The following is a 26155-nucleotide window of genomic DNA, read 5'->3' on the forward strand; positions in this document are numbered from 1 at the left end:
CTTCTGCGCCCCCGCGCTCCCCCCCCGCTGCCTCCGCCTCCTCCCCTCCCCCTCCCCCCTCCCCCCCCCCCCTCTGTCTCCCCCCAGGGCACGGCTCAGACGCCGGTGTCCGGCAGGGCCCGACGGCGTCGGGCACGGCTCAGGCGCCGTCGCCCCCGTCCGTGGCTCCACCGACCGTCACGGCGAAGGCGAGGACGCCCTCCGTGGCCGCTTCGCCCGCCGGACGCACCAGGACCGGCGCTTCACCCGCGGGGATGAAGGCGCTCTGCCCGCGGGTGAGCAGGAGGTCCGAGGCAGGGGAGTCGAGCAGGATGGACCCCGAGACGGCAAGGACCACCGTCGGCCCGTTCTGCGCCAGCGGCACGTGCGAGGGCGCCATGCTGCCCTGCTGCCCGGTCCTGGAGACCGGATCGAGGGCGATGCGCTGGAGCTGGAACTCCTCGAACGGCGGACGGTACAGCTCCTGCCCGAGCAGGGTGCGTTCGGCCCGCAGCGCGGGTGGCGCGAGCGGCTCGAACACGACGGTCCGGAGCAGTTCACGGGTGTCGACGTGCTTGGGGGTCAGCCCGCCGCGGAGCACGTTGTCCGAGGAGGCCATGACCTCGATGCCCAGCCCGCTGAGGTAGGCGTGGATGTTCCCCGCGGGAAGGTAGAGGACCTCCCCGGGCTGCAGCGAGACGCGGTTGAGCAGCAGCGCGATCAGGACGCCGGGGTCGCCGGGATACTGCGAGCCGAGTTCCGCGACGGTGGCGAGGTCGCGGGCGAAGCGGCCACCGGTGTCCCCGGGTGCTTCCGGTGGGACCGCCACGGCCGCTTCGACCGCCGCGACGGTCTCGGGGCGCGCCGCCAGGAGCATTTCGAAGCCCGACCGCAGGCCGGCGCTGCCGGCGCCGAGTTCCGCCGCCACCGCGCCGAGCACCTCCGCCTCGTCCGAGCCGGGCTCGACGAGTCTTTCAAGGTGGGTGAAGACGGCGGCGGCGTCGGCCAGCGGGCGGAACCCGCACAGCGCCTCGAAGGGCGAGAGCGCGAAGACCATCTCGGGCTTGGCGCTGCGGTCCTTGTAGTTGCGCTCGGGCGCCTCCGCCGGGACACCGGCGGCCTCCTCGGCGTCGAAGCCCGCCGCCGCCTGCCCTGCGCTGGGGTGCACCTGCAGCGAGAGCGCCGCTCCGGCCGCGAGGACCTTCATCAGGTAGGGCAGCCGGCGGTCGAAACGCGCCGCCACCGCCGTGCCCAGGGTTCCCCCGGGGTCGGCCTCGATGAGCGCGTCGAGCGGAGAGGCCGCACCGCCGGGCAGTTCAGCGCGGGACGGCGCCCCGGGGTGGGCGCCGATCCACAGTTCGGCCTCCGGTTCGCCGGAGGGCGCCGTGCCCAGGAGCTCGGCGATAGCGGTCCGCGACCCCCACGCGTAGGGACGGATGGTGTTCTCGAGCCGGTACATGGCGCTCCTCTTCGTCGGATCAGGCGGGAGAGCATTCCCCGTTGTTGGCCAGCAGGGTGCTGAGGGTCGCATCGTCGCCGATGGCGGCGAGTTCGTCGAGGTACTCCTGGGTGATGCCCGAATCGGTGGTCTGCGCGGGGGTGGTGAGGCCTGCGCGCTCGAGGTCGAGCGCCCCGGCTCCGGCCGGACGAGGCTCCTCCGCCGCCCCGGCATCCGTTCCGGAGGCCGCGGCGAGCTCCTGCTGGACGCGGGAGTGGACCTGGTCGAAATCGGGGTAGGTGACGAAGTTGTCGGCGGGGGTGCCGAAGTCGGGCGGACCGATGGTCAGCCGGCGCGTCTCCTGCTCCTTGGCCTTCAGCGCCAGGTCGACGAAGCTTCCGAGCTGGTCCTGCGGGATGTCGGTCTCGACAACCTGGGTCCCCGCGGCGGCGATCGACTGGAAATGGGTCAGCAGCGTCGCCGGGTCGAGCTGCGCGATCATGGCCTGCTGCACGCACTGCTGCCGGGAGATCCGGTCGTAGTCCGTCACGAATTCACGCGAGCGGGCGTACCAGAGGGCGTGGAACCCGTCGAGGGTCTGGACCCCCGGCGGGATCCAACCCTCGGGCGGGTAGTGGCGCACCGGGTCGGTGCCCGGGATGTCGGGGCCCGAGATCGGCACCCAGCCGCCTGCGTTGATGCGGATCCCGCCCATCGCGTTGATGAGCTCCTCGAAGCCGTTGAGGTCGATGAGGAGGTAGCCCTGCACCTCGAGGCCGAGCACGCCGGAGACGGCGTCCATCATGGCCTCGGCCCCCGGATCCTTGCTGTCCGGGTAGAGGTCCGGGTAGTTCTGGGACACCGTGGTGTAGAGGCTGTTGATGATGCATTCGTCGCCGCAGTTGTAGCCGTCGGGATACACCTCGTACAGGGGCGAGCCTTCCGAGAACGGCGCGTTCTGGAAGTTGCGCGGAATGCTGAAGGTGATCGTCGCCCCGGTCTTCGCATCGACGCTGATGACGGAGATGCTGTCGGGGCGGCGCCCCGTGCGGTCCTCCCCGGCGTCGCCTCCCATCAGCAGGAAGTTGTAGCGGCCGTCGACCGGGTCGAAGGCCGGACCGGCCTGGAAGATCGAGCCGACGGTTGAGCGGCCCAACCCCAGGAGGTACGCCCCGTAGGTGAGGGCACCGCTGGTCGCGAACATGACGACGGCGAGGGCGGCGGCCACGACGGGCCGCACCCCGCGCTCGAGCAGCGGCAGGCGGATGATCCGCAGCGTGTTGAGGAACAGGAAGGCCCAGCCGACGGCCAGCGCCAGCAGCACTCCGACCAGCAGCAGCGACCACAGCTGGTGGGTCAGCACCGTCACGAGGATCTGCCGGTTCGAGGCCGCCAGGACCGCGCCGACGATGGCAAGGACCCAGACGGTGATGGTGATGCGCAGGGCGCGGCGTCCGAGGTGCCGGTCGCCGGCGACGACCTGCGCCGAGCCGGGCAGGAACAGCGTGAGGACGAGCAGGAAGAAGGCACGCTTGGTCCGCACTGCGGGAGGCGCCGACTGGGGGTAGCGTACCGGGTCGGTGAGCGGCGCGCTGGCGCCCCGCCCCGGGATTGCGGCACTGGGACTGTCGATCATGGGGCCTCCGTCGCCCGGTAAGCGGCCCGCCCGCGCAGGGCGGCGCCCTTCGCGGTGGCCGTTTCCTTCAGCTCCGCCGCGAAGGAGATCAGCCGGGAGCGCAGGCGATCGGCTGTTTCCCCCTCGCCCGCGGCGAGGATGCGGGCGGCGAGCAGCCCCGCGTTGCGGGCTCCGCCGATCGACACGGTGGCCACCGGGACACCGGCCGGCATCTGGACGATGGAGAGCAGTGAATCCATGCCGTCGAGGTACTTCAGCGGGACGGGCACCCCGATCACCGGCAGCGGCGTCACGGCGGAGAGCATTCCGGGCAGGTGCGCGGCGCCGCCGGCTCCCGCGATGAGCACGCGGAGCCCGCGCCCGTGGGCCCGCTGGCCATACTCGAGCATCTCGACGGGCATCCGGTGCGCCGAGACGACGTCGGCCTCGTAGGGGATCCCGAATTCGTCGAGGGCCGCGGCCGCCTGCTCCATCACGGGCCAGTCCGAATCGGAGCCCATCACCAGGCCCACAAGGGGGTTGATCACTGTGTTTCCTTCCAGGATCCGGCACCGTCGCGCAGGATCGCAGCGGTCCTGCCGGCCCGGGCCCGGACCGTCTCAAGGTCCTCACCCGCCGCGGCAACGACGTTCACATGGCCGATCTTGCGGCCGGGGCGGACCTCTTTGCCGTAGAAGTGCACTTTAGCGGACGGCGCCGCCGCAAGGGCTTCCCCGAAGGCGCCGAAGATGTCCGTGTTGGCACCGCCCAGGTAGTTCTTCATGACCACGACCGGTCCCGTCGGGGAGGTGTCGCCCAGGGGAAGATCGAGGACGGCGCGCAGGTGCTGCTCAAACTGGCTGGTGACGGATCCGTCCATCGTCCAGTGCCCCGAGTTGTGCGGGCGCATCGCGAGCTCGTTGATGAGGAAACCGCCCGGAGCGGCCGGGGTTTCGAACATCTCGACGGCCATCACGCCGGTCACGCCCAGCGCCTCGGCGAGGCGCAGGGCGGCCTCGCCGGCGGCTGCCGCCACCACGGGATCCAGCTCCTGCGCCGGCGCGATGACTTCGTCGCAGACGCCGTCGACCTGGATGGAGTGCACGACCGGCCAGGTCCGGGTCCGGCCCGAGGGCGTCCGGGCCACGAGGACCGACAGTTCGCGCTCGAACGGCACGAATTCCTCGGCGAGGAGCTCACCATTGCCGAACCACTCCGCGGCCCGGGGCAGGTCGGCGGGCGTGCGCAGGACGAGCACGCCCTTGCCGTCGTAGCCGCCGCGGGGGGTCTTCAGGACCACCGGCCAGCCGGCCGTGCGGGCGAATTCCTCAAGGGAGTCAAGATCGGCGACGGCGGCCCAGCGGGGATTGGGCAGGCCGAGGTCCTCGACCGCACGGCGCATCCGCAGCTTGTCCTGGGCGTGGGCCAGGGCCGACGGACGGGGCTGCACATTGACCCCTTCGGCCTCGAGCTTCTCGAGCAGCTCCCCGGGTACGTGTTCGTGGTCGAAGGTGAGCACATCGACCCCCGCGGCGAAGGCCCGCAGCGCGTCCGGGTCGGTGTAGTCACCGACTGTCGAGTGGGCGACGGCGGCCACCGCCGACACCCCGGGCCCCTCCGCGAGGACCCTCAATTCGAGGCCCAGTTCAATCGCCGGCGCTGCCATCATGCGGGCCAGCTGGCCACCGCCCACTACGCCAATTACAGGAAAAGTCACTATCTCAGGGTACCCATCACCGCACCCATCGCTGGGACGCAGGGGGATGGGTGGAGCGGAACTGGTAGGAAATGCACAGGTTCGGCCCGTAAAATGATGGCTCGTACGCCACGCGCCGGCGCGGAGCGGGACGCCACCGGGCGTTCCGCCGGATCGCCCGCACTGGCGCGCCGGACGCTCTGCGGTGGACGGTAATTACTCTTGGACCGCGGAGGTCACTTTGTCAGCAGTTGTTGAACGCATCCGGGGCCTCGCCTCCCTCTTCTGGCGCGAACTCGCCAAATTCGGGGCGGTCGGCGGAGTGGCGTTCGTCATAGACAACGGGCTTTTCTGGTGGCTGATCCACGGCCCGATGGCCGGCAGCGAGGTCAAGGCCCGCTTCGTGTCGGCGTCCATCGCCACGGTTTTCGCGTGGGTCGCCAACCGCTACTGGACCTTCCGGCACCGCAGGCAGCCCAACCCGCTGCGCGAGTTTGCGATGTTCGTCCTCATCAACGTGATCGGCATGGGGATCGCGGCCGGTTGCGTGTGGCTGGCGAAGTACCCCTTCGGAATCCTCAACCCCGACGTGCTGTTCCTCGCCGGGATCGCCGGCACGGTGCTCGCCACGGCCGTGCGCTTCGTCGCCTACCGGTTCTGGGTCTTCAACGCCGAACTGGATGAGGATCCGCAGTTCAGCCATGACCACGAACTCCTCCACCTGCACACCGGGGCGGTGCCCAAGGCGCCGGGCGAGGTCCGGATCGCCACCGGAGAGCGCGACAAGCCATAGGGGCGGGCGCCGATCCTCCCGGTGCCCGCACCGGCCGCGCCTCCGCCTCAGCCGGCGTCCGCGGCGAAGGACGCCCGGGCCTCCACCCGCTCGCCGTCGAGCAGGCCCTGCGTCACGGCGACCTCCGGGTGGACGAGAACGAGCGTGCCGTCGCCGCCCCAGACCGTGAGGGCCGCCGCCAGGGCGCGGGGCAGGGTGGTGTCCGCCCCGAGCAGGACCACCCCGGCCGGCGCCGCGGCACTGTAGAGCCGGTGGAGCCCGGCAACCGTCAGGGGGCCCTGAGCCGGACCGCTCCCGGCGCCGTCGAACAGGACGGTGGAGGCATCCTGTTCGACGGCGTCGGCAAAGTAGTCGGCGTAGGAGCGCACCTCGGCGGCGTAGTCGACGGCCCCCGGCGGCAGCGGATCGGGCCAGCGCAGGGCCAGCGGCCCGAGGGCGACGGCGACGAGCACGGCGGGCGGCTCCACCGGTTCCCGGCCGGTGGAGCTCACCACGACGTCCGGCAGGGTGCCGGCACCGGCCGCGCGGCCGCCTGCCGGTGCGCCGGTTGCCGGGGCCAGGACGGCCCCGACCTGCCAGCAGGCCATCGCCCAGGCCAGGGACTTCCAGTGGACGGGGAGGTCGAGCGCGACCCGCGTACCGGGGGAGGCGTCGAGTTCCTCGATGAGGAAGTTCGACGTCTTGGCGACCCAGTTGTCAAACACCCTTCCCGAGAGTTCGATGCGGCCGTCGGGGCCGTACCAGACCAGGCGGGGCGAGGTAGCCGTCCGCAGGCGCGAGAGGACGGCTGCGGGGGTGGTGTGCTGGTCCATGGGGATTCTCCTGCGGGTCATCGGTCGCAACCCGATTAGAGGGAGGCGTGATTCCCAGCATAGAATTTATGGGACGCGCGCACCGCCTCACCGGCGGCCTGGAGACCGAAGCCCGAGTCCAAGTAGTGTGCCGGGTAATTCGAGTAGTTTTTCAGCGTGGCGGTCGCCGAAGGATGGAAATCCGTTCTGTAAGATTGCCGCCCCCGCTTGACTCCTGTGTATTACACCCTTGTAATTAGGTATCGGATTTTTTCCAGCACCCCGGCGCGAGCGGCGACCGGGACGAGGCTGGGACGGGGACACCGGGAGGGCTGATCATGGGGCATCCAGAACGTATCGAGGACCAACTCCACATCGCAGCGCACGCTTCGGCGCGCTACGGTTCGCGGGGGGTGCCCGACGACTGGTTCATCGACCCTGCCGACCCCGGTGCGGCCGAGCGGTACCGCGAGGATGTGCGGAGCTCCATCGAGGACCAGGCCACCGCCTTCCTGGCGGCGCATGAAGCGCTGACGGATCTTCCCCAGGTCGAGCAGGGTCCCAGCAGCCTCCTTGTCCTGCCCGGACGGTCCGACGATGCCTGGAGCGCCGCCGAGGCAGCCCCCGGCGAACGGCAGGCGCAGCCCGAGTGGCTCGGCCTGCCCCCGGCCGGCGGCTATGACGACGGCGAGCTTGGCTGGCAGTCGGACGCCCTGTGCGCGCAGACCGACCCCGAGGCGTTCTTCCCCGAGAAGGGCGGCTCCACCCGCGATGCCAAGAAGGTCTGCGGCGCCTGCATGGTCCGCTCCGAATGCCTTGAGTACGCGCTCGAGAACGACGAGCGGTTCGGCATCTGGGGCGGACTCTCCGAGCGCGAGCGGCGCCGGCTGCGGAAGCGAGCAGTCTGATTCTGCTCGACCTCCGCGTTACGGCCGTCGTCGTCGCCCACAACGGCGCCCGGTTCCTCCCGACCACCCTGAACGCGCTTGCCGGCCAAAGCCGCCCGGTGGACTTCTGCGTCGGCGTGGACACCGGATCCACCGACGACTCGGCATCGCTGCTCCAGCTCCGCCTTCCCGTCGGTGCCCCGGTGGTGGGGTCCCCGGCGCGCGCCGGTTTCGGCGCCGCCGTCCGCAGGGCCCTGGCCGAGATCCCGGCGCGGCAGGAGGCCGCAGCGGGTTCCGAGAACCAGGACTGGCTCTGGCTGCTGCATGATGACTCCGCGCCCGGGCCGACGGCGCTCGAGGAGCTTCTCCTGGCCGTGGAGAGGGCACCGTCGGTGACGGTGGCCGGGGCCAAGCAGGTGCACTGGGACAATCCGCGGGAACTGCTGGACGTCGGGCTTTCCATCAGCCGGTGGGCCGAGCGGCTCACCCTCATCGATGTCGACGAGCACGACCAGGGACAGTACGACGCCCGCAGCGACATCTTCGCCGTCAACTCCGCCGGGATGCTCATCCGCCGCGACGTCTGGGATGCCCTGGGCGGGTTCGACCCCGCCCTTCCGGGAGTGGGCGACGACATCGACTACTGCTGGCGCAACCGCCTCGCGGGACACCGGGTGGTCGTGGTGCCGGCCGCCGTTGTGCACCACGCCTCCACCCGCAGGACCGGACCGGTCGGCAGCCGTGCGGCCCGCCGGGCCGAGGTGTTCCTCCGGCTCAAGCACGCCCCGCTGTGGCAGGTGCCCTTCCTCGCCGCCGGCGCGCTGCTCGGCGGCGTCGGCCGGCTCCTGCTCGGCCTCCTTGCCAAGGACCCCGCCCACGGCGCGGGTCAACTCCTGGCCAGCTTCTCCGCGGTCTTCAGGCCGCTCGTCCTGGCCCGGTCCCGGCGCGGCGCCCGCCGCACACGGCGGCTCCCACGGAACGTCGTGCGGCCCCTGCTCACCCCGCGCCGCGAGGTCTGGGCACACCGCCGCTCCGTCCTCGAGGCCTTCACCGCCCGGGGCGCGGTCGCCGGTGGGGGCGGACCCGGAACCGCGCCCGAGCAGGACGTGCCGGCCGGTGACAGCAATGACGATTTCGCCGCCCTGGCGGCACCGGGCCGTGCCTGGGCCGGTGCCGGGGCCCTCGCCGCGGCGGCCGTGCTGCTCGGCCTTTCCCTGACGGCGCTGCGCGCGTGGATCGGCGCCCCGGCCCTGGCCGGGGGAGCCCTGCTGCCCCTCTCACCCACCCCCGGGGCGATCTGGGAGAACGCCTCGGCCTGGTGGGTGGGCCTGGGCCCGGGGGCGCCGGGCCACGGCAGCCCCTTCTCCTACGTGCTGTGGGCGCTGTCGGCCCTCGGGTTGGGCAACCCCAACGCCGCCGTCGTCACGGCCCACCTCCTTGCCCTGCCCCTGGCGGGGCTCGCCGCGTGGTTCGCTGCCGGTGCGCTCACCCGTTCCCGCGGGCTGCGGCTGTGGGCGGCGTTCTTCTGGGCGGCCGTGCCGGCCCTCCAGGTCGCCCTCGGCAGCGGCCGGATCGGTGCGCTGCTTGCCCACCTCCTCCTGCCGCTCGTGCTCCTGGGCATGGTGCGCGCGGTCGGCGGCGCAGCGTCGGCACCATCGGCCTCCGGTGAACTCCGGCTGAAGCCGGGCACCAACGGAGTTCCCAGCTGGACCGCCGCCGCGGCCGCGGGCCTGGCCCTGGCCGCCGCCACCGCCGCGGCGCCCTCGCTGCTGCCCGCCGCCCTGATCGCGGTCACGGCGGCGTGCCTGGTCCTGCGCCGGCGGGCCCGTACCCTGTGGTGGTCGGTGCTGCCGGCCCTCGCCCTGTTCCTGCCGGTCGTGCTCTCCGCCGGGCTCGAGCCTCGGGGCATCCTCGGGGATCCGGGTGTGCCGCTGCAGTTTGAGTCCGCCGCGCCCTGGCAGCAGCTGCTGGGCTATCCGGTGGCCTTCGACGCCCTGGCCGCCCCGGCCGGGTTCCCGGTGGCCGGGCCGTGGGCTCTGGCCGCTGCCCTCGTCGTTGGGGCGCCCGCCGTGCTGCTCGCCGCTGCCGCGCTGCTCCCCGGACGGCTCCGGCCGGCGGTACTCGCCGCCTGGGCCTTCGCGCTGCTGACCCTGGGCTCCGGTGCGGCCCTGGCCCACCTCCCGGTCGCGGCGGGCCCGACCTCCCTCATTCCCGCGTTCCCCGGGCCCCTGGTGTCGGCGTTCAGCCTCGCCATGCTCACCGCAGCGCTGCTTGGTGCCGATCGGTTCGTCACCCCGGGTTCCGTCGGCACCTCCCGGCGCGGCGGCCGGGCGCTGCTGGCTGCCGGGGCGCTCGTGCTGGCCCTCGGTCCTGCCGCCAGCCTCGGCCTGTGGACCCTGCCGCAGCTGCTTCCCCCGCCGTCCGGGTCGGCGGCCTCCACTCCCGCCGGGGACGACCCGGCCGCGGACGGGCCGGCCGAAGACCCGGAAGCCCAGGCGGGCACCCGATTCGGCGCCGGGCTGCAGGTCGTTCCGGGCCGCGCCCGGGAGCTGCCGGCAACCGCCGCCGACCGCGGCAACGGACCGGACCGCACCCGGACGCTGGTGCTCCGCCGCACCGAGGAGGGCGCCGTCGACGCCGCCCTGGTCCGCGGCGGCGGCACCACCCTCGATGCGCTGTCGCCGCTTTATGCCGCGCGCGCCGTCTCCGGGCCGCCCGGCGACGCGGCCGTCCGGGGCGACGACGACGCGACGGCCGCCCTGCGCACCACGGTCGCCGTGCTGACCGGCGGCACGGGCGTCGATCCGCGGGAGGACCTGCGCGCGCTCGGCGTCGGGTACGTCGTGCTCCAGCAGCGCGGGACCGCCGCCGAGGTGCTGGCCGGGCAGCTCGACTCGGTCCCCGGGCTGGCCGCCGTGGGCAACACGCCCTCCGGCTGGCTGTGGCGGGTGGTGCCGCCGGCGACACCGGAGGGCACCGAGGACGCCGGTGCCCAGACGGCCCGGGTGCGGATCCTCGACGCGTCGGGCCGTGCGGAGGCGCTCGTCCCCTCCGGTCCGCTCGAAGTCGACGCCGACATTCCGGCCGGGTCCGAGGGCCGCACCCTCGTGCTCGCCGAGCGGGCCGATCCGGGCTGGCAGGCGACCCTCGACGGACAGGCCCTGGCCAGCGAACCCACCGGCTGGTCCCAGGCGTTCGCGCTGCCGGCCGGCGGGGGCGAGCTCACGGTGAGGTACGTCAGCCCCTGGCAGCCATGGGTCGAGGCCGGCCAGGCCGCGGTCCTGCTCATCACGCTGCTGCTCGCCCTGCCCATCCCCGCCGGGCCGAAGCTGGTGACCTTGCCCGCGGCGGCCCGGCCCGGGTACGGGCGGACCGCCGCCCCGGCCGCGGCTTCCGGCCGCGGGCCGGAGGAGCCCATGCGGCACGGCGCCGGAACCCTGCACGCGGGTGCCGACAGTAAATCCGGGCAGCGCGGGACCGAAACCGGTCTCGTCGGGTCGAACACGGGAAGAACGAAGCCATGAGCAGCGGAACCGACAGCGGCAACGTGGGCGGCCCCACCGACGGGGAGGGCGTCCGCCCACCCGGACCGGAGGCAGGAAGCCCGCAGGAGGGCTCTTCGGCCGGCGCGGAGGCCGGAAGCCCGGAGGCAGGAAGCCCGCAGGAGGGTTCTTCGGCCGGGCCGGAGGCAGGAAACCCGCAGGCAGACAGCCCGCAGGGGGGTCCCTCCGCCGGGCCCCAGGGCGCCGGGGCTACTGCCCGGGTGCCCCGCCGCCCCGGACTGCAGGGCCCGCGGGGCGCAGCGGCCGCGGTGCTGGTGCTTGGAGCGACGGCGGCGCTGGCCAGCGGCGCCCTGGTGCCCCGGCCCGCCGCGGACGCGGTCGAATACGGCATTGCCGAAACGGCGGTACCCGCGGGGGACTACGCCGCGGTCTGCCCGGGACCGCCCCGGCTGCTCGGCGCCGACGCCGGCGGCGTCGATCCGGAGTTCAGTCCGGTCTCGAAGTCGGCCAAGACCTCTGTCAGCGCCATGGTCCTGGGGGACCTGTCGGGAGCGCTTCCCGGCAGCGCCCTCAGCCCGCTCGGCGGGGGCGACCCGCTGTCGGTCCTGTCCAAGGGCCCGGCAAAGGACGCGGAGGCCGCCCCGCCGGCCAGCAGCGACGCCAGCGGCCTGACCGCCCGGGCCGCCGGGGTACTCGATGGAGCACCGGTTCAGGATGCCTCGGTCTTCCGGGCCGAACCCCTCGGCGCGCAGACGCCGGTGGCCGGCGCGATGTTCAGCTACACCGCCAGCGACGGGGACCTCCGCGGGCTTGCCGCAGCGCCCTGCCAGCTGGCTTCGAACGACCTGTGGATCCTCGGGGCGGACACCACGGTCGGCTCGACGTCGGTGCTCATCCTGTCCAACCCCACCTCGACGGCGGCGACGGTCGACCTCGAACTCACCGGTGCCGAGGGACCGCTGAAGCCGGCAGGGGGGAGCGGCCTGCTCGTGCCGCCGGGGCAGACCCGCCAGGTCGTCCTGGGCGGCCTGGCCGCCGACCAGGAACAGCTTGCGGTGCGCATCCGCAGCGCCGGCGGCCGGGTCACAGCCCTCGTGCAGCAGAGCGTGCTGCGGGGGCTCACCCCCGGCGGAGTCGAGCTGCTGACGCCGACCGCCGGCCCCGCCGCCACCCAGGTCGTTCCCGGGGTAGCCATCCAGGATGCCGCCGCGGCGCGGCGCATCCGGGAACAGAAAGGGTACCAAGCGGCTTCGCCGGCCCTGCTGGTCCTCGTGCCGGGAACCAGCGACGCCGTCCTCGACGTGAAGATCCTCGGCCCCGACGGCGAGCGGGCCCTCAGCGGCGGAGGTGCCGTCACCGCCCGGGCGGGAGCGTTGACGAGCCTTCCCCTCGACGAGCTCCCCGAGGGGAACTACACCGTCGCGGTCAGTGCCGACGTCCCGGTCTCGGCCGCCGTCCGCGTCAGCCGGGGGACGGGCCCGGGCAAGCCCGTGGACTCGGCCGTCGCCGGCGCCGCCGCCCGGATCGGGGCGGATTCGAGCGTCGTGTTCGCCGGCGGGGCCGACGCCTCGCTGGTCTTCGGTTCACCGTCGGGCCGCTCCGAGGTGAGCGTCACCGCCATCCGCGCCGACGGGACCGTGGGCGCCCCCCGGGTATTCAACCTCGCCGGCGGCACCTCGGTGGCCGTCACGGCCTCCGAACTGATGGAGGGCGCCGCCGCGGCGGTCGTCAGCGCGACGGGCGATCCGGTCTACGGCGCCCAGGTCAACACACTGCGCAGAGCCGCCGGCATCTCGGTCAGCGCCGTACCGCCGGGAACGACCGGCCGCGAGAGCGTCCCGATCATCCTGGGATACTGACCCTACCCGCGGGACGGCCCGGCCCAGCTCCCGGTCCGGGATGCCCCCGTGGTGCGGGGCCGCTCCGGCGCGGATCCCGGCTGGATCAGCCGGGGGATTGCAACGAGGACGGTGGCCGGGATAATCGCGGCGAGCACCGGGGAGGCCAACAGGACCGCCGGGGCCAGCAGCCAGGGCAGATTCCGGCGGGCGCCCACGACCACGAGGACAACGGCCAGGAGGCAGCGCAGCACGAAACTCATGCTGCTGTCCGCAGTGTGGCCGCGGTGTTCGAGCAGGAACCGCACCCAGGCGTGCCAGTGGCCCGGCTCGAACAGGTAGGAAACCCCGACGATCAGCGCCACCGCACCGACGCCGCGGGCGAGCCCGCGCCAGTCCCCGCGGGCGGCGAACCAGAGCAGGCCTACCCCGGTGCTCACCTTGGTCAGGATGGGGAAGGCCCAGGCCGCGGGCCGGCGAACCCCCAGCACCGTCGCGGCGGCCAGCAGCACGTAGATGTTGCCCAGGAGGATCTCCGGCACGCAGCACAGGGCAACCGGGATGGCCCAGCGGGCGCGCAGCGGCCGCACCAGCCAGATCAGCACAACGGCCAGCAGTGCGATCCACAGCGCCAGGAAGCCCGGGTAGGGCAGCAGCGCCAGGGGCCGGATCACCGAAAGGAAGACCGGTGAATAGAGGTAGGCGTCCTGGGTGATGGGCGGCCTGTTGTAGAGGAGTTCGCCCTGCGCGGCGAACCAGTAGGCGTGTGCGTCCTGCCCCAGGCCGCCGAAGAGGAGGATCTTCCCGACTGTGAAGACACACGCGGCCGCCAGCAACCAGGCGAGGATCAGGGCGGTGCGCATGAACAGCGGGAACTGCTGCGCAAACCGGGCCGCACCGCCGGACCCGGCGGATACAGGTGGAGGCGGGCTCATCTTCCTTGACATGCCGAAGATAATGCCACGGCGCGGGGCCGTCCGCGCCGCGCCACCCCGGGGCAGGGGCGACCGGTCCGTGCGGGATCAGGCCTGCGACCGCCCGTAGGCAGGATCGACGGCCTCCGGCGCCATGCCGAGCAGCTCTGCGGCCTGCTCGACGACGACGTCGTGCACCAGCTCGTTGACGGGCAGGACGCCCTTGGCGGCCATCTCCACGGGGTGGCGGTACACGGTGATCGCGGCCGGCCTGCCCGGCCGCGCGGGGGTGGCGGAGCCCAGCAGGTCCCGCACCTTCTCCCGGGTCAGGTCCTCGAGCCCGTCGGGGATCTCCTGGACGATGATCTGCAGGTCCTGGATCCGCTCGCCCCACAGCCGCTCAAGTCGCTGGGCCGATTCCATCACCCAGTCGTCGAACCGCTCCGCGCGGGTGCGGAAGCCCGGCAGGTGCGATCCGATGAGGTCCCCCCGCAGGCCCCTGCCCCGCCGGTTCCTGCGGCGCTCGAAATAGGAGCGGCCCCCGCGGGGCCCGGCCGCCTGGGGGCCGGAAAGATTGACCGAAAATGTTGAAGCATCCCGCATGGTAGAACTGTATGCCCAACGCACTCCCGATGCATCCATCCGGTTCCCCGCCGCGGCGCTGCTCCCCGGGTTTGGCCCGGGCAGCGGGTAGGCTTGCCGATCGTGGGATCCCTCCGAACATGCTCTCGTTCCGCGTGCCAGCGCCCTGCCGTTGCCACGCTCACCTATGTCTATGCCGACTCGACGGCCGTCCTCGGGCCGCTGGCCACGTACGCGGAGCCGCACTGCTACGACCTGTGCGCCCAGCACGCGGAAACCCTGACGGTGCCCCGCGGCTGGGAAGTCGTGCACCTTGTGCTTCCCTCTCCACCTCCGGGGCCGAACCCCGACGACCTGCTGGCCCTGGCCGACGCGGTCCGCGAGGCCGGCGTCGAGCGGGCACCCGAGACCGGGCAGGGATCCCAGCGCTCGAGCAGGACCCCCATCGAGCCGCCGGCCGAGGGCACCGCTCCGCGCCGCGGCCACCTGCGCATCCTCAAGGAATAGGCGCACCTGCCCGGGTTTCCCGCCTCCACCGGCCCGGCGGTACGCTGGGAGAAGGCCTCCGTCCCCTCTCGAGAAAGCCAATCCCCATGGCACATGTGTCCAAGCAGTTGCTCGAGGTGCTGCGCTGCCCGGTCACCGGAGCGGCCCTTGCGGAGCAGGACGGCGTCCTGGTCACCCGCCCGGCCGGGTCCGGCACGCCCGCGCACACCTACCGGCTCGAGGAAGGCATCCCGGTGCTCCTCGCCTCCGAAGCACAGACAGCGGCAACCGAGGCCGCCCACCCCGGCACACGATGAGGAACCCCATGCCCCTTGACTACAAGATCGCCGACATCTCCCTCGCCGAGGCGGGCCGGCACCAGATCCGCCTCGCCGAACACGAGATGCCCGGGCTGATGGCCCTGCGCCGCGAGTACGCCGCATCGCAGCCGCTCAAGGGCGCCCGGATCGCCGGCTCCCTGCACATGACAGTGCAGACCGCCGTCCTCATCGAGACCCTCACCGCGCTCGGCGCCGAGGTGCGCTGGGCCTCCTGCAACATCTTCTCCACCCAGGACGAGGCGGCGGCGGCCGTCGTCGTCGGAACCGGAACCGTGGACGAGCCGGCCGGCGTGCCCGTGTTCGCCTGGAAGAACGAATCCCTCGAGGAATACTGGTGGACCGCCGCCCAGATCCTCACCTGGCCCGGCCAGGCCGAGGGCCTGGGCCCCAACATGATCCTCGACGACGGCGGCGACGCCACCATGCTCGTCCACAGGGGCGCCGAGTTCGAGGCCGCCGGCGCCGTCCCGGCGAACCCCGCCGAGAACGACGTGGACTACTCCCACGAGTACACGGTGTTCCTCGACGTGCTGCGCAGCACCATCGACACCGAGCCCGGGAAGTGGACCGCGATTGCCGCAGGCATCCAGGGCGTCACCGAGGAGACGACGACCGGTGTTCACCGCCTGTACCAGCTGGCGGCGCAGGGCAAGCTCCTCTTCCCGGCGATCAACGTCAACGATTCGGTGACGAAGTCGAAGTTCGACAACAAGTACGGGATCCGGCACTCCCTGCCCGACGGCCTCAACCGGGCCACCGACGTGCTCATCGGCGGCAAGGTCGCCGTGGTATGCGGGTACGGCGACGTCGGCAAGGGGGCCGCGGAGGCCCTGCGCGGGCAGGGGGCGCGCGTCATCGTCACCGAGATCGACCCGATCTGCGCGCTGCAGGCCGCGATGGACGGCTACCAGGTCGCGAAGCTCGAGACCGTGCTGGCGCAGGGTGACATCTTCATCACCACCACCGGGAACAAGGACGTCATCATGGCCTCCCACATGGCGGGCATGAAGCACCAGGCGATCGTCGGGAACATCGGCCACTTCGACAACGAGATCGACATCGCCGGCCTCGCGAAGGTCCCCGGCATCACCCGGATCGAGATCAAGCCCCAGGTCCACGAGTGGGTCTTCCCGGAGGACGCCGCCGCGGGGACCGCGGCGCACTCGATCATTATGCTCTCCGAGGGACGCCTGCTGAACCTCGGCAACGCCACCGGGCACCCCTCGTTCGTGATGAGCAACTCCTTCGCCAACCAGACCATCGCCCAGATCGAACTGTTCACCAAGGCCGGGCTCGAGGACGCCGACGGTTCGCCGGTGTACGGGAAGCAGGTGTACGTGCTGCCCAAGATCCTCGACGAGAAGGTCGCCCGGCTGCACCTCGGGGCGCTCGGCGTGGAGCTGACCGAGCTCACCAAGGCCCAGGCCGAGTACCTGGACCTCGACGCCGCGGGCCCCTACAAGGCCGACCAGTACCGGTACTGAGCCCAGGGCTCCAATCGTTGGCGGTTCGTAACCGTCCCTGCGCGGGGCGGCGGAAACGGGCACGTAAAATCGCTGCCGGGCAGCATTCTTCAAGGAACGGGTTGGGCGGATGACGGAATCAGCTGGGCAGGGCGGATCGGGCCGGCGTGCGGGGAAGGCGGTGGCGATGGCCGTCGCCGGAGTCCTCGTCGTCGGCGGGGGGATCGGACTGGCCGTCGCCTCCCCATGGGACGATTCCCGCAGCTCGGCCGGCGGTGTCCCGTCGGCGCCCGGCGGGATCCCGACCCGGACGGCGCCCAGCACCGCGCCCCCGGCGCGCGGCGTCACGGTCGACGCGGTGCCCGCCGACGGTGCCGCCGCCGTCAACCCGGTCACCGTGGCCGAGGTCCGCGCCGGCAACGGCAAAATCACCGAGGTCACCCTGGAGCCGCTCACCGGAGGCGCCCCGGTGGCCGGGACCCTCTCGCCGGACGGCACGAAGTGGACCGCGGCGGAGCGGCTGGCGTTCAACACCCAGTACGCCTTCACCTACACGGTCCGCGACGGTGCCGGCGGCACGACGACGCGCGAGCAGACCTTCTCCACCGTGGAGCCGGCCAACGAGGCCGACGCCGCCCTGTACCCGCTCGACGGCACGACCGTGGGCACCGGACAGCCGCTGGAGATCAACTTCAGCGAACCGGTCGTGAACAAGGACGCCGTCGAGAAGGCCATCACGGTCACGAGTACCAGCGGGCAGCCCGGGGCGTTCTACTGGCTCAGCGACACCAAGGTGCGCTACCGGCCGCAGGAGTTCTGGGCGCCCAACAGCACCATCACGGTCGACATGAAGCTCTTCGGCGTCGACTTCGGCAACGCGATGATCGGGAACTTCGACCGCACCTTCACCGTGAAGACCCACGACACCCGCCTCGCCGTCGTCGATGACAAGACCAAGACCATGAACGTGTACATCGGGGGCAAGCTGCAGCGGACCTTCCCGGTCACCCTCGGCACCCCGGAATGGCCCTCCACGGTGGGCTACCACGTGGTCATGGAGAAGTACGAGTCGACGAAATTCACTGCCGAGTCCATTGGCCTCAAGCCCGGCGACGAAGCGTACTACCCGCCGACCGTGGTGAAGCACGCCAGCCGGATCAGCAACGGCGGCGCCTTCGTCCACGAGGCGCTGCCCGCCGCGCAGGTCGCCCTCGGCCAGTTCAACGTCTCCCACGGGTGCGTGGGCATGTCCCCGGAGGGGGCGAAGTACTTCTACGACAACTTCGGCCCCGGGGACGTCGTGCAGATCCTCAACACCAACTACGGCCCGATGTATGTCCACGACGGCTTCGGTGACTGGAACCTGTCCTGGCAGGATTACGTGAACGGGACCAGGCAGTAGCACCGGGCCGCCCGGCGCCCGGCCGGACGGGCCGGCTACCGGCTGAAGGGAAGCCGGTGCAGCTGCGCGGCCGTCGCACCGGCGGCCGCCTTCTGCCGGAGCATCCGTGCGCGGTCCCGCTCACGGCGGGTGGCGGCGACGGCGGAGAGGAAATCCTCGGGATGTGTGCCCCGCGGAGGGGCCGGGGCCACGGCGGCGCCGACCTCACGGGCCAGCTCGCCGGCCAGGGCCGCCCGGGACTGCGGGGTGAGGCGCGGGGCCTGCGCCAGGAACTGGGCCACCCGGCGGGCCAGCGGATCGGGCAGCCGCCCGATATCGGCGGTCGACGCCCACGGGGCGAGGTGGTGCGGCACGACCGCCACCGCCCTGTGCTTCACGACGACCCGCTCGCGCAGCGCGTAGGTGCCCGCCAGCAGGTCCCCGAGCCGCTTGGAGCGCTCGTTGAACAGGGCCACGACGAAGGCGAGGGAGCCGACCAGCAGGTAGATCTCCAGCACGGCGAGCATGCCGCGGATGAAGGCGTGCCGGAACCGGACGGCCCCGCCGTCGTCGCGCACGATCCGCAGCCCAAGCACCGCCCGGCCGGCCGACTTGCCGCGGGTGAGGGTCTCGATCGTGACGGGCAGGACCAGGAACACCAGGACGAACAGCACGAGGGTCAGGGCACCGGTCAGCGCAGGATCGAGGGCGCCCTCGAGGGTGCTGCCGACGAGGAACAGCACGCCCAGGAACACGGCGATCTGGAGCACTGTGTCGATGATCGAACTGAGGGCGCGCGCGGCGAAGCCGGCCGAGCGCAGCTCGAGGACCACCGCCTCGCCGGTCACCACTGCGTCCACTGCGATTTCCCCCTCCGCACCGCTGGCTGTTTCGGGCTCCACCCTATCCTCCCGGCCGCGCTATAGGGTGTCACCATGGACCTCGACGCCTTCAGCGAAGTGCACCGTCCCGACTGGGAGCGGCTCGACGAGCTGGTGCGCCGGCGCCGCCTCAGCGGAGCCGAGGCCGACGAACTCCTGGTGCTCTACCAGCGCGTGTCGACCCACCTGTCGATGATCAGATCCATGGCTCCCGAGGGCGAACTCTCCGGGGCCCTGTCCATGCGCCTGTCGCGGGCGCGGACCCGCTTCAGCGGCGCCCGATCCCACTTCCTCGAGGACATCGCACTGTTCTTCGTCGTCTCCCTTCCGGCGGCCTTCTACCGCGTGCGCTGGCCGACCGTCGTCGTGGGCGTCCTGTTCACCGCCGTCGCCTGGGCCTACGGGGCGTGGGTGGTGAACACGCCCGGAGTGATCGCGGCGATCGGGACGGACGAGGAGGTGCGCGGGTACGTCGAGGAGGGCTTCACCGACTACTACTCGGAGAACCCCGCGGCATCCTTCGCCGGGCTGGTGTGGACCAACAACGCCTGGATCGCCCTCCAGGCTGTCGCCTTCGGCGTGACGGGCATCTGGGCACCGTACATCCTGTACCTGAACGCCCAGACCGTCGGGCTCGCCGGCGGGATGATGGCCGCCTACGGCAAGCTCGACGTGTTCTTCCTCTATATCCTTCCCCATGGGCTCATGGAGGTGACGGCCATCTTCGTCGCCGCCGCCGCGGGCCTGAGGATTTTCTGGGCCTGGGTTTCGCCGGGGCGCCGGACCCGGGCGGCGGCCCTCTCCGAGGAGGGACGGGCCCTGATCACGGTCGCCCTCGGCCTCGTCCTCGTCCTGTTCGTCTCGGGCCTCGTCGAAGGCTTCGTCACCCCCAGCGGGCTGCCGCACTGGGCGCGGCTGGGGATCGGTCTCCTCGTCCTCGCCGCGTACTGGGCGTACACCCTGATCCTCGGCGGCCGCGCCGTCCGGGCCGGGGCCACTGGGGATCTCGCCGCCCTAGACCGCGGAGGCTCGGTGCGCACCGCGTAAAGAACGCCGTGCGAGCCCTCCTTCCACCTGCGCGGGGGTGCGGCCCGGTAGTCTCAGAAGGAAAGCCGCCCGGCGGGGCGGAGAATGCCCTAGCAAGGAGACACAGCAGTGGCTGAGACCGACGGAACCGGCACGGACCAGGACCTCCAGGGGCGCGCCCCGGACTCCGCCCCGGCCCCCATCGCCCAGCGCAACTCGCTGCCCATGCGGAAGGCAAGCACCATGCCCGACGTGTCGCGGTATGTCCCCGCGGGGCTGCCGGAGGGCGAATGGCGCGGGTCCGCTTCGCCGGCCGGGTCTCCGGAGGCGGGGCAGGCGGCCGATCGTGCGGAGCCGACTCCCGCAGACCCGCGCCCGGCTGCGGCGCCCGTGGACGAACCAACCCTGAACGAACCAACCCTGAACGGACCGACCCGGGACCTATCAACCCCGGACCGACCAACGCTCGACGGACCAATGCAGACCGCATCGATCCCCGCCGTGCCGGTGGCGGCCGCAGGGGCACCGGCCGTGCCGACGCCGGCGGCAGCGCCGGACGATGCAGGGCCGACGCCGGACGCCGCAACGACGGCGCCCGGCCCGGTGGCACCGGAGGAGGCGGGCGCACCGGACGACGGGCCTGCCGGTCCGGTCCGGTCCGCCGAGGCCGAGCCGCCCACGGCCGCGCTGCCTGTGGCCGGTGGGGCCCCCGGTGCCACCGCGCTGACCGGCGGCGCGGCCGTTGGAGGGGCTGCCGGCAGCGGGACTTCGAAGCACCTGGATCCGGACGGCGGTCCGGCGGAGCGCCGGGAACCCGTCAATGAACCGGATTCCGACACCGGGGCGCTGCTGCTGCGCCCCTCGGAGCAGGAGGTGCGCCGCCGGGCCCTCGAGCGGGAACACGCCGTGGCGGCCAAGCCGGCCCTCGCCCGGTTCCTCCAGGTGGTTGTCGCCGTGATCTTCCCCGTCGTCGTGCTCGCCGGCGCGGTCCGTGCCGTCACCTCGTCCTTTTTCCTCTGGGCCGAATATCACCGCCCGGGCTTCCCCGCCGACGAATTCGGGTTCTCCACCGAGGACCGCCTGACCTACGGGTCCTACGCCGTTGACTACGTGCTCAACCTCGCCCCGGCCCGGTACCTCGGGGGCCTCGTCAACCCCGGCGGACAGCAGCTGTTCCTGGACAGTGAGGTGAGCCATATGGCCGATGTGAAGGCGGTCCTCCAGCTCTCCTTCGTTGCAGCGTTCGTGCTGCTCGTCCTCGGGATCGGGGCCTGCGTCTACCTCGCCCGCCGGTACAAGGGCGGAATCCGCAGGGCCCTGTTCTCGGGGGCCGTGCTGACCCTGGTGCTCATGGCGGCCCTCGCCGTGACGGCCGTCCTGGCCTGGGAGTTCTTCTTCACCTCCGTCCACGCCGTCTTCTTCGCCGATGGCACCTGGACCTTCCGGGTGGATGACACCCTGATCCGGCTCTTCCCCGAGCAGTTCTGGACCGACGCGGCGGCTACGGTGGGCTTCCTGGTGCTGGCGGCGACGCTGCTGACCCTGGCCCTCACCTGGCCCACCCGGCGGCGCCGGCAGAAATCGCAGGCCGCCCAGGACGAGCTCCAGGCCCGGCACCGTGCGGCGTTGTCGCCGACCTAGGCACCACCCGGACGGCCGCGGCCGGGGCCGGGGGGCGGGATCCGGAATTTTGACTACCACGCGGGCTCCCGGAGGCCCATAATCGGTGCTGAACCACCGGGCATCCCCGCCGGTTCGAACCGCCAGCCAGCAGTGCCGACCATGAGGAGGAAGTGCGATGACCACACGCCTTAACCCGTACCTGGGGTTCCGCGACACGGCCAGGGGGGCCATGGAGTTCTACCATTCGGTCTTTGGCGGTGAACTCACCCTGAGTACCTTCGGCGAGTTCCAGGCCAGCGAGGACCCGGCCGAGCAGGACAAGATCATGCACGGCATGCTGGTGACCGACGGCGGGATGGTGCTGATGGGCGCCGATACGCCGAACGGCATGGACTACACGGTCGGCACCAACTACTCGGTCTCGCTGAGCGGCACCGACGACACCGAGCTGCGCGGCTACTGGGACAGGCTCAGTGATGGCGGCACGGTGACGCTGCCACTCGAACGGGCCCCCTGGGGCGACAGCTTCGGCATGTGCAGCGACCGGTACGGGGTCAGCTGGCTGGTCAATATCGCCGCCTCGGATTCCTGAGCGGAGCCGGCGGCAGCGCCGCCGGCTCCATCGACCTCAGCCCCGCTGGATGCTCAGATAGCTCAATCCGCGCAGGTCAAGGACCGACCGTCCGCCCGCCTCGGTGAGGCGCAGCAGCACGGATCCGCACATCCTGCACCGGGCCGTCAGGCCCGGAGCATTCGCGTACACCCGTGTCGTCGCGAGCACGCCGGTTTCACCGCAGTTCTCGCACCGGCCCTCGGCCAGGGTCAGGTCGCCCGCGGCGAACTCGGAGAGCGGCCCGGCCAGCACGTTGCCATCGAGGCAGTCCTGCCCGTCCGTGTCCGGCCCGCCGGCCACTTCGTTTCCCAGTCCGAGGCTCATGTCCCGTCTCCTATTCCGCCGTAGCGTTCGGTCTTGATGCGGTCGGGGGAATAGCCGGCCTCGACGAGCCAGGCCGCCACGGCCTCCACGAAGGCCGTGGCCCCGCAGACGAACACCGCCGGGTCCGCCGCAGGGGGCAGGATCCGGGGCGCCATCGTGGCGGGGGTGAGCCGTCCCACGGGCTCACCGCCGGGTGCACGCCGGGTGTAGACGTACTCGACCGGCAGGGGCTGCGGTGCGGCTTCGAGCTTCTCGAGTTCCCCGCGGTAGTAGACGGTCGACGGCTCGCGCACCGAGTAGAGCAGATGCATCGGCGCGGTGCTGGCTGCGGCGCGGTGGGAGCGCACGATGGCCATCAGCGGCACCACCCCGGAACCACCGCCGATGAGCTGCACCGGGCCGGTGTCCGTGGGCTGCCACACGAACCAGCCACCGACGGGCCCGCGCATCTCGAGGTTGCCTCCCACCTCCAGGTCCCGGACGAGATACGGCGAAACCTCGCCGTCCTCAAGTTCCTCAACGGTGATCTCGAGGCCGTTCGGCGGCAGCGTGCCCGCCACCGAAAACGACCGCACGGCGGTGTAGCCGTCCGGGGCCGTCAGCCGGATATCGACATGCTGTCCGCCGATGCTGGTGACCGGTTCGGGGAACTGGAGGGCGAGGGTGCGCGCCGAGGGAGTCTCAAACCGGGCGGCGACGACGTCGGCGGTTCTCCAGGTGCTGCTCACCAGTAGCGCTCCTCAAGCCAGGGGTCACCGTGGAGGTTGTATCCGTTGGTCTCCCAGAACCCGGGGTCGTTGCGCTCCATCATCCGCGCTCCGCGGACCCATTTGGCGCTCTTCCAGAAGTAGAGGTGGGGGACGAGGAGCCGCGCGGGGCCGCCGTGGGACGGAGGGATCTCCCCGCCGTCGTACTTGTGGACGACCCACGCCTTCCCGTTGAGGAAGTCCTCCAGCGGAAGGTTCGTGGTGTACCCGCCGTAGCTTGAGAACATGGCGTAGGGGTAGGAGGTCTTGACATCCTCGAAGAAGGCATCGAGCGGAACGCCCTTCCACCGGGTGCCGAATTTCGACCAGCTGGTCACGCAGTGGATGTCGACAGTGACTTCCTCCTGGGGCAGGTCCTGGAACTCGTCCCAGGTCCATGAGTGCTTCTGCCCCTTCTCGGTGGTGATCTGGAATTCCCACTCCGCGGTGTCGACCCTCGGCGTCGGGCCGGCGGAGAGGACCGGGAAGCTGTCGGTCAGGTACTGTCCGGGCGGAAGGCCGGGCTGGTCCTTGTTCCTGCGTCCCCGGAATCCTGATGAGATGATGCCCATGGTGTTCCTCCAATCAGATGCGGTGCGCTGCGGCGGGAACGGACACTCCTTCCCCACGGGGAGCCCAGAGCGCTGCGCGGAGCGGCGAGGGTTTGTGCCTAGGGGCTTCGTTCTATCACTTCCCTGAGGCAATGGAAAGAAGAAGTCGCTTCCGTTTCAGGGCCGGTGCCGGACGCCTCCGACGGCGGTTAACGCACCTGCAGGCGGCGGGGAAGGCGCGTGTGTCCGCCGCGGCGAGGGCGTGCGGGGAGTCAGTCCCGCCGGCCGGCCGCAGCGGCCTCCAGGAGGGCGATGACCTGGCTTTCCTCGACCGGGGTGAAGTCCTCGTAGTGCTCGCCGACCGAGCGGAAGCGGGAGGGGGTGGCCAGGAAGACGTGGTCGTCGGCCCCGGGGATCCGGAGGGCGGCATCGGCGGGGGCGACGGGCGCCGCCAGGACGACCCGGGCGGCGCCCAGCCCGCGCACCACCTCGCACGCGACCCGGGCCGTCGCCCCGGTGGCCACGCCGTCGTCGACCACGACGGCGGTGTGGCCGGTGAGGTCGGTGCGGGCACGCCCGGCGCGGAGCAGCGCGGTGCGGGCCTGGAGGAAGGTGCGTTCGCGGGCCTCGACGGCGCGCAGGTCGTCGTCGGACACGCGGGCGCGGAGGATCACGCGTTCCTCGAGCACGCGGGTGCCGTCTTCGCCGATCGCCCCCATCGCCAGCTCCGGTTGGGAGGGGAGTCCAAGCTTGCGCACCACCACGATGTCGAGCGGTGCCCCAAGAGCGGCCGCCACCTCCGCCGCCACGGGCACCCCGCCCCTGGGCAGGCCGAGGACCACCACCGGCCCGGGCAGGTCCGCCAGGCGCCCGGCGAGCTGCCGTCCGGCGTCGGTCCTGTCCCGAAAGAGTCCCATGTCCGCACCCCCACCCCTCGTGGCCGGTGGTGCGGGCGCGGTGCGGCCCGCCCGGCACTTCCAGTATCCGCCGGTGGCCGCCTCCCGGGGAGAGCCGGGGTCAGATCCAGCGCGGGAACCACATCCGGTGGCGCCACTGCTCGTAGGGAATGACGTCGGCGGTCCAGATGGGCAGGAAGTAGGCCGAGACGAGGACCGCGGCGGCCAGGAACGCCCCGACGAGCAGGAGGCCGGCGCGCCGGCGCGCGGGGGAGTCCGCCGGGCTGCCCAGCACGAGGCCCAGGCAGTAGGCAAGGGCGAGGATGAGGAAGGGCTCGAAGGCGACCGCGTAGAAGTAGAACATGGTGCGCTCCGGGTACAGGAACCACGGCAGGTAGCCTGCGGCGGCACCGACGAGGATCGCCGCGGCCCGCCAGTCCCTGCTGCGGAGCCAGACCGCCACGAGGACGAGCAGGGCGAGTGCCGAGCTCCACCAGATCAGCGGATTGCCCAGCACCGTGACAGCCTGCGAGCAGGCCTCCGCGCCGCAGCCGGAGGGCTTCTCGTAGAAGAAGGAGGTGGGGCGGCCGAGCACCAGCCACAGCCCGGCGTGCGCTTCGTACGGGTGGTCGGAGCCGAGGCCCTGATGGAAGGAATAGGCGCTGCGGTGGTACTCGGCGAGGGACCGGAGGGCAGGGGGGACCCAGTCCCACCGGGCGGACGGGTTCGTCGCGGCCCACTGGCGGTCGTAGGCGTCCTCGGAGGCAAGCCAGCCGGCCCAGGTGCCGAGGTAGGTCAGCGCGGCCAGCGGAACGATCGAGGCGAACGCCTGGAGGCCGTCCTTCAGCACCGTCCCGGCGGCCCAGCGCCGGATACCGGCAACGCGGCGGGCACCCATATCCCAGGCGACGGTGAGGAGGCCGAACGCGGCGATGTAGGGCAGGGCCGACCACTTCGTGCCGAGCGCGAGGCCCAGGCAGATCCCTGCGGCGATCCGCCAGGGGCGCAGGCCAAGCCACGGGCCGAATCCCAGGACGGCGGGATGGATGTCCGCGGCCCGGCCGGCCGCCTCCGCCAGGCGGTGCGCCAGGCGCCGCCGCCCCTGCTCCCGGTCCAGCAGCAGCGCCGCGAAGGCCAGCAGCAGCCAGAACATCAGGAAAATGTCGAGGAGGGAGGTGCGCGAGTGCACGAGGTGGTGCCCGTCGACGGCCAGGAGCAGCCCCGCCGCACCGCCCAGGGCGGTGGAGCCGAAGAGGCGCCCGGCGACGAACGCCAGGAGGAGGATCGACAGGGTTCCCACCAGCGCCGCCGAGAACCTCCACCCGAAGGGGTTGTCCGCCCCGAAGAGCAGCAGGCCCCCGGCGATCATCCACTTGCCCAGGGGCGGGTGGACCACGTAGTCCGCGGTCGGCAGGATCACCGTGGGATTGCCGGCGTTGAAGGATGTGTTGGCGTCCTCGGGCCACTCCCGTTCGTACCCGGAGAGCAGCAGTGAGTAGGCTTCCTTGACGTAGTAGGTCTCGTCGAAGACCAGGCTGCCGGGTTCACCGAGGCGCACGAAGCGGAGCACCCCGCCGAGGACGGCGAGAACCACCGGCACGAGCCAGGCCGCGGGCCCGCCCGGCGCCGAGGCCCCCAGGAGCCGGGCGCGCAGCGACTGCTCGGTGAAGGCCGCCCGTGGGGAGGACACCCAGCTGCGCGGCGTCCCCGTCAGGGACTTCCCGGGCTGAAGGACGGCGGCGTGGCTCACCCTGCAATGCTACCGGGGCGCCTCCCCAACCACCCGCG

24 protein-coding genes are annotated in these 26155 nt (G+C 72.1%); 11 read left to right on the forward strand and 13 right to left on the reverse strand.

Going from position 1 to position 26155, the window contains the following annotated elements; genetic code table 11:
• Positions 1-139 precede the first annotated feature (139 nt).
• The 4 genes from manA to ACX80W_RS13275 are packed head-to-tail and all read right to left on the reverse strand — an operon-like array spanning position 140 to position 4749.
• Positions 140-1438 (reverse strand): mannose-6-phosphate isomerase, class I, encoded by a 1299-nt coding sequence (gene manA, locus ACX80W_RS13260; protein WP_459284019.1) that lies wholly within the window; start codon positions 1436-1438, stop codon positions 140-142.
• A 19-nt stretch (positions 1439-1457) separates the two neighbouring features.
• Positions 1458-3053 (reverse strand): LCP family protein, encoded by a 1596-nt coding sequence (locus tag ACX80W_RS13265; protein ID WP_459284021.1) that lies wholly within the window; start codon positions 3051-3053, stop codon positions 1458-1460.
• Positions 3050-3553, reverse strand: a complete 504-nt coding sequence (gene purE, locus ACX80W_RS13270; RefSeq protein ID WP_459284118.1) for a 5-(carboxyamino)imidazole ribonucleotide mutase — start codon at positions 3551-3553, stop codon at positions 3050-3052. Before purE ends, ACX80W_RS13265 begins: the two co-directional genes overlap by 4 nt.
• A gap of 23 nt (positions 3554-3576) precedes the next feature.
• On the reverse strand, positions 3577-4749 hold the full coding sequence (locus tag ACX80W_RS13275; protein ID WP_459284023.1) for a 5-(carboxyamino)imidazole ribonucleotide synthase: 1173 nt from the start codon (positions 4747-4749) through the stop codon (positions 3577-3579).
• A 220-nt stretch (positions 4750-4969) separates the two neighbouring features.
• On the opposite strand from ACX80W_RS13275, the gene ACX80W_RS13280 reads away from it, so the two are divergent.
• Positions 4970-5521: a GtrA family protein gene (locus ACX80W_RS13280; protein ID WP_459284025.1), complete on the forward strand. Its 552-nt coding sequence runs from the start codon at positions 4970-4972 to the stop codon at positions 5519-5521.
• Positions 5522-5568: 47 nt separating this feature from the next.
• Here the strand turns inward: ACX80W_RS13280 and ACX80W_RS13285 are convergent, their stop codons facing one another.
• A complete protein-coding gene (locus ACX80W_RS13285) occupies positions 5569-6333 on the reverse strand; it encodes a TIGR03089 family protein (protein ID WP_459284027.1) in 765 nt (254 codons plus the stop codon).
• A 317-nt stretch (positions 6334-6650) separates the two neighbouring features.
• Here ACX80W_RS13285 and ACX80W_RS13290 point away from each other — a divergent pair, with 317 nt between their 5' ends.
• The 3 genes from ACX80W_RS13290 to ACX80W_RS13300 are packed head-to-tail and all read left to right on the forward strand — an operon-like array spanning position 6651 to position 12561.
• Positions 6651-7220, forward strand: a complete 570-nt coding sequence (locus ACX80W_RS13290) for a WhiB family transcriptional regulator (protein WP_459284029.1) — start codon at positions 6651-6653, stop codon at positions 7218-7220.
• A gap of 2 nt (positions 7221-7222) precedes the next feature.
• The gene (locus ACX80W_RS13295) at positions 7223-10723 is read left to right on the forward strand and encodes a glycosyltransferase family 2 protein (RefSeq protein WP_459284120.1); all 3501 of its coding nucleotides are present in this window, start codon (positions 7223-7225) and stop codon (positions 10721-10723) included.
• Complete coding sequence (locus ACX80W_RS13300) at positions 10720-12561, forward strand: DUF5719 family protein (RefSeq protein ID WP_459284031.1); 1842 nt, start codon at positions 10720-10722, stop codon at positions 12559-12561. Before ACX80W_RS13295 ends, ACX80W_RS13300 begins: the two co-directional genes overlap by 4 nt.
• A 2-nt stretch (positions 12562-12563) precedes the next feature.
• Here ACX80W_RS13300 and ACX80W_RS13305 read toward each other — a convergent pair whose 3' ends face one another.
• Complete coding sequence (locus ACX80W_RS13305) at positions 12564-13475, reverse strand: glycosyltransferase family 87 protein (RefSeq protein WP_459284033.1); 912 nt, start codon at positions 13473-13475, stop codon at positions 12564-12566.
• A gap of 87 nt (positions 13476-13562) precedes the next feature.
• On the reverse strand, positions 13563-14057 hold the full coding sequence (locus ACX80W_RS13310; protein WP_459284035.1) for a metallopeptidase family protein: 495 nt from the start codon (positions 14055-14057) through the stop codon (positions 13563-13565).
• 102 nt (positions 14058-14159) lie between these two features.
• Between ACX80W_RS13310 and ACX80W_RS13315 the strand changes: the two genes are divergently transcribed.
• The 4 genes from ACX80W_RS13315 to ACX80W_RS13330 all read left to right on the forward strand — a co-directional run bounded on the left by ACX80W_RS13315 (position 14160) and on the right by ACX80W_RS13330 (position 17728).
• Positions 14160-14543 (forward strand): DUF3499 domain-containing protein, encoded by a 384-nt coding sequence (locus ACX80W_RS13315; RefSeq protein WP_459284037.1) that lies wholly within the window; start codon positions 14160-14162, stop codon positions 14541-14543.
• 86 nt (positions 14544-14629) lie between these two features.
• Positions 14630-14839 (forward strand): Trm112 family protein, encoded by a 210-nt coding sequence (locus ACX80W_RS13320; RefSeq protein ID WP_459284039.1) that lies wholly within the window; start codon positions 14630-14632, stop codon positions 14837-14839.
• Between the two features lie 8 nt (positions 14840-14847).
• Positions 14848-16347 (forward strand): adenosylhomocysteinase, encoded by a 1500-nt coding sequence (gene ahcY / locus ACX80W_RS13325; protein ID WP_459284041.1) that lies wholly within the window; start codon positions 14848-14850, stop codon positions 16345-16347.
• Between the two features lie 109 nt (positions 16348-16456).
• Entirely contained in the window at positions 16457-17728 is a 1272-nt protein-coding gene (locus ACX80W_RS13330) for a L,D-transpeptidase (RefSeq protein WP_459284043.1), read from the forward strand.
• Positions 17729-17763: 35 nt separating this feature from the next.
• On the opposite strand, the gene ACX80W_RS13335 is transcribed toward ACX80W_RS13330, so the two are convergent.
• Complete coding sequence (locus ACX80W_RS13335) at positions 17764-18609, reverse strand: RDD family protein (RefSeq protein ID WP_459284045.1); 846 nt, start codon at positions 18607-18609, stop codon at positions 17764-17766.
• Between the two features lie 33 nt (positions 18610-18642).
• On the opposite strand from ACX80W_RS13335, the gene ACX80W_RS13340 reads away from it, so the two are divergent.
• From ACX80W_RS13340 to ACX80W_RS13350, 3 genes are all read left to right on the forward strand, one after another.
• The gene (locus ACX80W_RS13340; RefSeq protein ID WP_459284047.1) at positions 18643-19635 is read left to right on the forward strand and encodes a stage II sporulation protein M; all 993 of its coding nucleotides are present in this window, start codon (positions 18643-18645) and stop codon (positions 19633-19635) included.
• Between the two features lie 108 nt (positions 19636-19743).
• Positions 19744-21255, forward strand: coding sequence for a DUF1461 domain-containing protein (locus ACX80W_RS13345; RefSeq protein ID WP_459284049.1), 1512 nt, complete (start codon positions 19744-19746; stop codon positions 21253-21255).
• A gap of 157 nt (positions 21256-21412) precedes the next feature.
• A complete protein-coding gene (locus ACX80W_RS13350) occupies positions 21413-21829 on the forward strand; it encodes a VOC family protein (protein ID WP_459284051.1) in 417 nt (138 codons plus the stop codon).
• Between the two features lie 36 nt (positions 21830-21865).
• On the opposite strand, the gene ACX80W_RS13355 is transcribed toward ACX80W_RS13350, so the two are convergent.
• The 5 genes from ACX80W_RS13355 to ACX80W_RS13375 all read right to left on the reverse strand — a co-directional run bounded on the left by ACX80W_RS13355 (position 21866) and on the right by ACX80W_RS13375 (position 26117).
• On the reverse strand, positions 21866-22174 hold the full coding sequence (locus ACX80W_RS13355) for a DUF6510 family protein (protein WP_459284053.1): 309 nt from the start codon (positions 22172-22174) through the stop codon (positions 21866-21868).
• Positions 22171-22902 (reverse strand): FAD-binding oxidoreductase, encoded by a 732-nt coding sequence (locus ACX80W_RS13360; protein WP_459284055.1) that lies wholly within the window; start codon positions 22900-22902, stop codon positions 22171-22173. Before ACX80W_RS13360 ends, ACX80W_RS13355 begins: the two co-directional genes overlap by 4 nt.
• Positions 22899-23492 carry a sulfite oxidase-like oxidoreductase gene (locus tag ACX80W_RS13365; RefSeq protein ID WP_459284057.1) on the reverse strand — a complete coding sequence of 198 codons (594 nt, stop codon included), beginning with the start codon at positions 23490-23492 and terminating at the stop codon, positions 22899-22901. Before ACX80W_RS13365 ends, ACX80W_RS13360 begins: the two co-directional genes overlap by 4 nt.
• Before the next feature lie 251 nt (positions 23493-23743).
• Positions 23744-24388 (reverse strand): phosphoribosyltransferase, encoded by a 645-nt coding sequence (locus ACX80W_RS13370; protein ID WP_459284058.1) that lies wholly within the window; start codon positions 24386-24388, stop codon positions 23744-23746.
• A 100-nt stretch (positions 24389-24488) separates the two neighbouring features.
• Positions 24489-26117 carry a dolichyl-phosphate-mannose--protein mannosyltransferase gene (locus ACX80W_RS13375; protein WP_459284060.1) on the reverse strand — a complete coding sequence of 543 codons (1629 nt, stop codon included), beginning with the start codon at positions 26115-26117 and terminating at the stop codon, positions 24489-24491.
• Positions 26118-26155: the final 38 nt, after the last annotated feature.

This window comes from Arthrobacter melezitosi (assembly GCF_054511055.1).